We start from the raw sequence: 6,050 nt of genomic DNA, 5'->3' as shown, positions 1-6,050 counted from the left end.
GTCCGGTTGCGGGGGACGCTGCAAGTACGTCCATGTAAGCTCGGTCGCCGCATCCATGCGGCTCACGCCCCCGCAACCGGACCCACCCCGCCTTCGACAGTTGGCCGCGATCTGATGGTAGGTGTCGACCTTGGTCGACACGGAAGATCCACGCCATGCGTGGATGGAACAGAGCAGGAGAGTGGGCTCAGTTTCAGGCACGCAGCATCTCCGCAAGAGGAGCCCCCTTGTTGTTCAAGGGGGCGCGCCGATAGGCGGGGGGATAAGGTGGAATGCGCGCGGGGCCCACGGTTTGCGCAGCAAATCGTGGGACGTAACGCAGGTGGAGATTAAATCTCCACCTGTGCGCCCAACTCAACCAGACGGTTGCCCGGAATCCGGAAGAAGCCCGTGGCCGGCGCAGCATTGCGATGCATCAGTGCGAACAGCTTGTCGCGCCAGATCGGCATGCCGCGGTTGGCGGTGGCGACGATGGTCTCGCGGCTGGCGAAGAAGGTGGTGTCCATCGGATCGAAATAGATCCCGCCGTGGTCGCAGGAGCGCATCAACGCCAACGGTACGTCCGGCGTCTCCATGAAACCGAAGCGGACATAGACCCGGTAGAACTCGTCGCCCACCGATTCGATCTTCAGCCGCTGCCCCTCCATCGCATAGGGAATGGGCAGGGTTTCCACATGCAGGAAGACGTTGCGCTCGTGCAGCACCTTGTTGTGCTTGAGGTTGTGCATCAGTGCATGCGGAGCCACGGTCGGGTCAGCGGTGAGGAACACCGCGGTACCCGGCACGCGCACCGGCGGCGCCAGCATCAGGCCCGGCAGGAAGGTGTCGATGCGGATACCGTCCTTGCGGATCTCGTCGCGCAGCAGCTCTCGGCCACGGCGCCAGGTGCGCATCATGGTGAACAGGAAGATGCCCAGCACGACCGGGAACCAGGCGCCCTGCAGCAGCTTGGCGCCATTGGCGATGACGAAGCCGACGTCGATGATGAAGAACACCACGCACAGCGGCAGGATCCAATGGCGCGCCTTGGGCCACAGCGAGCGCGCGACCAGGGCCAGCAGCAGCGTATCGATCAGCATGGTGGCCGAGACCGAGATGCCATAGGCCACGGCCAGGTTCGACGAGCTGCGGAACGCCAGCACCAGGCCGATGACCATCACCGCGATGCCCCAGTTGATGCCCGGGATGTAGATCTGGCCGATGGTGTCGTGCGAAGTGTGCTTGATGCGCATGCGCGGGATGTAGCCGAGCTGCATGGCCTGGCGCGAGACCGAGAACGCGCCGGTGATCACCGACTGCGAGGCGATCACCGCCGCCATCGTGGCCAGGATGATCATCGGATACAGGGCCCAGTCGGGGACCGCTTCGAAGAAGGGATTCTTCACCGCTTCGGGGTGGTTCAGCACCAGCGCGCCCTGCCCCAGATAGTTCAGCACCAGGCACGGCAGCACGAAGAAGTACCAGGCATGGCGGATGGGCTTGGCACCGAAGTGGCCCATGTCGGCATACAGGGCCTCGCCACCGGTGACCGCCAGCACCACGGCGCCAAGGATGAAGATGCCGTGCCAGCTGTGCTCCATGAAGAAGCGGATCGCCCACCACGGGTTGAACGCCTTCAGCACTTCCGGCGAATCGATGATGTTGTAGATGCCGATCGCCGCCAGCGAAATGAACCACACCGAGGTGATCGGGCCGAACGCCTTGCCGATCTTCTCTGTGCCGAAACGCTGCGCGGCGAACACCATCAGCAGGACCACCACGGTGATCGGCACGATGAACGCGTGCAGGCCCGGTGCGGCCACCTCCAGGCCCTCGACGGCACCAAGCACCGAGATCGCAGGGGTGATCACGCCATCACCGAAGAACAGCGACGCACCGAAGATGCCCAGGATGCCCACCACGTAGGCCGAGCGTGAGCCGTTGCGCAGCGTACGCTGGGTCAGCGCCATCAACGCCATGATGCCGCCCTCGCCATCGTTGTCGGCGCGCATGATGATGGTCACGTACTTCAGGGTGACCACGATGTTCAGCGCCCAGAACGCCAGCGACAGCACGCCGAGCACGGTGTCGTGGTCGCTGTTGAGCCCGTAGTGCGGCGAGAACGCCTCCTTCAGGGTGTACAGCGGGCTGGTACCGATGTCACCGAAGACCACACCGATCGCACCGATGACCAGCGCCAGTCCCCCGGCCGGGGGGGCGTGACCGTGTCCGCCAGGGGCGGCTGCGTGCGGGGTTTGACTGCTGGACATGGGACTCCTGGCGAAGCTCAGGCGATGGGGGAGGAAAAGGACGCGGCTCAGCGCAGCGCCGACTGCAGGGCCTTGCGGATGACCGTGGCCACTTCGTCGCCTTCGTTGAAGGCATCACGGGCCATGCGGGCCGCTTCAGCCGGCTTGTAGCCCAGCTGCTGCAGCGCCACGGTGGCATCGGACAGCGGGTCGGCCGGGGCCGGACCGCTGCCGGTCGGCAGCGCCCCGCCGGCACCGAACTGGGCCGCACGATCGCGCAGCTCCAGCACCATGCGCTCGGCGGTCTTCTTGCCGATGCCCGGGATGCGGGTCAGTGCGGTGATGTCGCCCGCCTGCACCATGCGCGCGAATTCCTCGACGCTGACAGCGGACAGCACGGCCAGCGCGATCTTCGCGCCGATGCCGCTGACCTTCTGCACATCGCGGAACAGCCGACGCTCGCCTTCGCGCAGGAAGCCGTACAGCGAGACGCTGTCTTCCTTCTGCGCGTAATGGGTGTACAGCGTGACCTCGCGTCCGAGCTCGGGCAGGTCGTAGAAGGTGCTCATCGGCGCCTCCAGTTCGTAGCCCACTCCATTCACGTCCACCACCAGCCACGGCGGCGCCTTGTAGGCGACGATGCCGCGCAGTCGACCGATCATTGCGTGCAGCTCCTCATTTGCGACCCCACGCCTGGCGGGCGCTGAGCCCCAGGCGGTTGGCCGTCGCCCTTACGTGGGCGTGGGTGATCGCTACCGCCAACGCGTCGGCCGCGTCGGCCTGCAGCTTGGTTTTCAGGTTGAGCATGAGCCCGACCATGTGTTGAACCTGTTGCTTTTCCGCGCCACCACGGCCGACCACGGCCAGCTTGATCTCGCTGGCGGCGTATTCGTGCACCGGCAGGTCGCGCAGCACCACTGCCGAAATGGCTGCGCCGCGGGCCTGGCCCAGCTTCAGCGCCGAATCGGGGTTGCGCGCCATGAACACGCGCTCGATCGCCACTTCCTGCGGCTGGTACTCGCGGCACAGGTCGGCCAGACCCAGCACCAGCAGCTTCATCCGCTGCGGGAAATCGTCGGCGCCCAGCAGCACCAGGGGCTGGTGATGGACGTGGATGACGCGCCCTGCGGCATCGACATCGATGATGCCCACCCCGGTCCGCTGTGAACCGGGGTCGATGCCGAGGATGCGGGTCATGCCGCGCTCCTGGCGGGGCGGAACGGGAAGCGCTGGCAGGCGTATGGGCTCATGACTGTCCGCGGTGACCGTTCAACGGCCCGCGCCCAGGCCGTCGGTGACGGCTCAGGCGTAGGCGTCGGCGCCGAGTTCGGCGTTCGAATACACGTCCTGCACGTCGTCCAGGTCTTCAAGCATGTCCAGCAGCTTGCGGACCTGCAGGGCGACCTCGCCCTCGACCTTGATGTCGTTGTCGGCGCGGAAGGTGATCTCGGCGTGGTCGGCGAGATGCCCTGCGGCAGTCATCGCCTCCTTTACCGCGTTGAATGCGTCAGGGCTGGTGACCACGTCGATCGAGCCATCGTCCGGATAGACGACGATGTCATCGGCGCCCGCCTCGATGGCCGCTTCGGTGATCGCCTCCTCGTCGGCACCCGGGGCAAAGCTGAGCACGCCCAGGCGCTTGAACATGAAGGCCACCGAGCCCTCGGTACCCATGTTGCCGCCGCATTTGCTGAACGCGTGGCGGACATCGGCCACGGTGCGCACGCGGTTGTCGGTCAGGCAATCGACGATCACCGCCACACCGCCGGGCGCATAGCCCTCGTAGCGCACTTCCTCGTAGTCGACGCCTTCCAGCTCACCGGTGGCCTTCTTGATCGCACGTTCGATCACGTCCTTGGACATGTTCACGGCCAGGCCCTTGTCCATCGCCACGCGCAGGCGCGGGTTGTTGTTGGGGTCGCCTCCACCGCCGCGCGCGGCCACGCCGATCTCGCGGATGATCTTGGTGAAAATCTTGCCGCGCTTCGCGTCGGACGCGTTCTTGCGGGCTTCGATGGAGGGGCCTCTACCCATGGGTGCTACCGTCTGGCTGCTTCAGGATCAAGGCGCGGATTCTCCCTGAGCAGGCGCTGCACCCGGGTCTCGGGGGGTGGGACGCCGCGGCGCGCGCGGGGCCTGGCCCGGCGCTACCGGGGAAAGCGCCGCAGGATCGTTGCCGGGGTAGCGCCGGGCCATGCCCGGCGGACGGTGCGCATCGACCGGGCGCCTACGCGGCCGCAGCGTCGCGGCTGTGATCGAACCGGCCGTGGCGCAGGAAGTGCGCGGTCTGCCGTGCCGCATCGGGCGAAACCACCAGGCCACTGTGGCTGGTACGCACTACGCAATGATCGGCCAGACCCGGCAGGCGGGTTTCCGCCAGCGCCACCGTGCCGTCGGAGGCATCGTCGATCGCGCCGAGCAGGCTGCCCAGCCCATGCGGCACCGAACCGGCGATCAGGCCGACCGCGGCCGTGCCCTGCCAGTCGGGCAGGCCGTCAAGCAGCAGTTCGCTGCTGCGGCCCAAGGCCAGGCCCCAGCCATGCTCGGACAGCGAACGCGCGGTACCGCTGCCGCGCAGCGGCGAGCCAAGGCAGACCACGCGCTGTACCTGCAGCTGCGGTTGCCGGCGCAGTGCCTCCAGCGCCAGCAGCCCGCCAAGGCTGTGGCCGACCAGCGACAGCGGTCCGGCATCGGCCAGACGCTCCAACAGCTGAGGGACCGCTACATCCGGGCCGCCGAACACGGAGGAATAGCCAAAGGTCTGCACCCGGAACCCGCGCGCGCGCAGGCGCCACGCCAGCGGCCCTACCCAGGCGCGGGCGTTCCAGATGCCATGGAGCAGCAGTACGGGGGGTGTCATGTGCAACAGCCTGGCGATCAGCGGGGCGAAAACGTGAGGTGATTGAACACAGGCCGGCAGAAAGCGGCGGTGAACGCGCTCAGGCCGTTCGCGGCGCGCGGCGCAGGATGAACTCCAGATCGTTGGTCTGGCCGACCGGGAACAGGTACTGCCCGGCCTTCTCGAAGCCGTAACGGGCGTAGAAGCGCTGTGCGCCGAAGTTCTCCGACCACACGCCCAGCCACAGTGTCCTCGGGCCGTCGCGCTCCAGCCACGCCAGAGCGGTTTCCAGCAGGCGGCTGCCCCAGCCACAACTCTGCTGCGACTTGATCAGATACAGGCGCTTGAGCTCGCCATCCCCCGCTTTCACGTCCGGATGGGGCAGGCCACAGGGGCCGGCGGCGGCATGACCGACCGCCTCCCCTTCCCGCTCCAGCAACCACACGGCGTAATCCGGGTGGGCGAGGATCGTGCGCTGGCGCTCGACCGTGTAGGACTCCTGCAGGAAAGCCTGCAGGTCCTGCGGCGGATACAGGTGGCCGAAGGTCTCGGTGAACGTGCGTGCGGCCAGCGCCGACAAGGTCGGCGCGTCGTCCACGGTGGCGCGGCGGATCGAGTACATGCAGGAAGTTGACGTCAGCGCGAAGGGCGGGTCAAGCCTTCTCGGGCGATTCCGCGTCTTCGTCTTCGTCTTCCTCGTCCTCTTCCTCGTACTCCTCTTCGTCCTCGTCCTCTTCTTCGCCTTCCTCGTCCTCGTCGTACTCTTCTTCCTCTTCGTCGTCTTCGTAATCCTCGACGCCGAAGTCTTCACCGTCCCAGCGGCCTTCGCCGTCGGCGACGAAGGTCAGGGCCATCGCCGCCGGGTTGGTACCGACGCGGACCAGCCAACCACCGAACACGCGTGCCCGCTCGGTGACCAGGTTGGCCTCGGAGCCTTCATTGCCCAGCTTTTCCCACTCCAGCGAAAACGCAAACTCGGTCAT

7 protein-coding genes are annotated in these 6,050 nt (G+C 66.7%); all 7 read right to left on the bottom strand.

Going from position 1 to position 6,050, the window contains the following annotated elements:
- Positions 1–329: 329 nt before the first annotated feature.
- On the bottom strand, positions 330–2,249 hold the full coding sequence (locus tag ACVOJ1_RS14380; protein WP_053519356.1) for a potassium transporter Kup: 1,920 nt from the start codon (positions 2,247–2,249) through the stop codon (positions 330–332).
- 47 nt (positions 2,250–2,296) lie between these two features.
- Positions 2,297–2,890, bottom strand: a complete 594-nt coding sequence (ruvA, locus tag ACVOJ1_RS14375; RefSeq protein WP_053519357.1) for a Holliday junction branch migration protein RuvA — start codon at positions 2,888–2,890, stop codon at positions 2,297–2,299.
- Between the two features lie 13 nt (positions 2,891–2,903).
- Complete coding sequence (gene ruvC / locus ACVOJ1_RS14370; RefSeq protein WP_053519359.1) at positions 2,904–3,425, bottom strand: crossover junction endodeoxyribonuclease RuvC; 522 nt, start codon at positions 3,423–3,425, stop codon at positions 2,904–2,906.
- 105 nt (positions 3,426–3,530) lie between these two features.
- The gene (locus tag ACVOJ1_RS14365) at positions 3,531–4,262 is read right to left on the bottom strand and encodes a YebC/PmpR family DNA-binding transcriptional regulator (RefSeq protein WP_053519361.1); all 732 of its coding nucleotides are present in this window, start codon (positions 4,260–4,262) and stop codon (positions 3,531–3,533) included.
- 193 nt (positions 4,263–4,455) lie between these two features.
- Positions 4,456–5,088 (bottom strand): esterase/lipase family protein, encoded by a 633-nt coding sequence (locus tag ACVOJ1_RS14360; RefSeq protein WP_053519363.1) that lies wholly within the window; start codon positions 5,086–5,088, stop codon positions 4,456–4,458.
- A 79-nt stretch (positions 5,089–5,167) separates the two neighbouring features.
- The gene (locus ACVOJ1_RS14355) at positions 5,168–5,689 is read right to left on the bottom strand and encodes a GNAT family N-acetyltransferase (protein WP_065174759.1); all 522 of its coding nucleotides are present in this window, start codon (positions 5,687–5,689) and stop codon (positions 5,168–5,170) included.
- Positions 5,690–5,720: 31 nt separating this feature from the next.
- Positions 5,721–6,050: a DNA primase gene (locus ACVOJ1_RS14350; protein WP_346480567.1), complete on the bottom strand. Its 330-nt coding sequence runs from the start codon at positions 6,048–6,050 to the stop codon at positions 5,721–5,723.

The sequence above is a fragment of the Stenotrophomonas sp. STEN225 genome (assembly GCF_056756445.1).
Note: the sequence above shows the minus strand (reverse complement) of the source record. Positions and strands in the feature narration are given on the sequence as shown.

What these genes read in the sequence shown, in the direction of transcription:
- ACVOJ1_RS14365 (WP_053519361.1), bottom strand. Translation starts at nt 4,262, where the DNA reads ATGGGTAGAGGCCCCTCCATCGAAGCCCGCAAGAACGCGTCCGACGCG.
- ACVOJ1_RS14355 (WP_065174759.1), bottom strand. Translation starts at nt 5,689, where the DNA reads ATGTACTCGATCCGCCGCGCCACCGTGGACGACGCGCCGACCTTGTCG.
- ACVOJ1_RS14360 (WP_053519363.1), bottom strand. Translation starts at nt 5,088, where the DNA reads ATGACACCCCCCGTACTGCTGCTCCATGGCATCTGGAACGCCCGCGCC.
- ACVOJ1_RS14380 (WP_053519356.1), bottom strand. Translation starts at nt 2,249, where the DNA reads ATGTCCAGCAGTCAAACCCCGCACGCAGCCGCCCCTGGCGGACACGGT.
- ruvA (WP_053519357.1), bottom strand. Translation starts at nt 2,890, where the DNA reads ATGATCGGTCGACTGCGCGGCATCGTCGCCTACAAGGCGCCGCCGTGG.
- ACVOJ1_RS14350 (WP_346480567.1), bottom strand. Translation starts at nt 6,050, where the DNA reads ATGACCGAGTTTGCGTTTTCGCTGGAGTGGGAAAAGCTGGGCAATGAA.
- ruvC (WP_053519359.1), bottom strand. Translation starts at nt 3,425, where the DNA reads ATGACCCGCATCCTCGGCATCGACCCCGGTTCACAGCGGACCGGGGTG.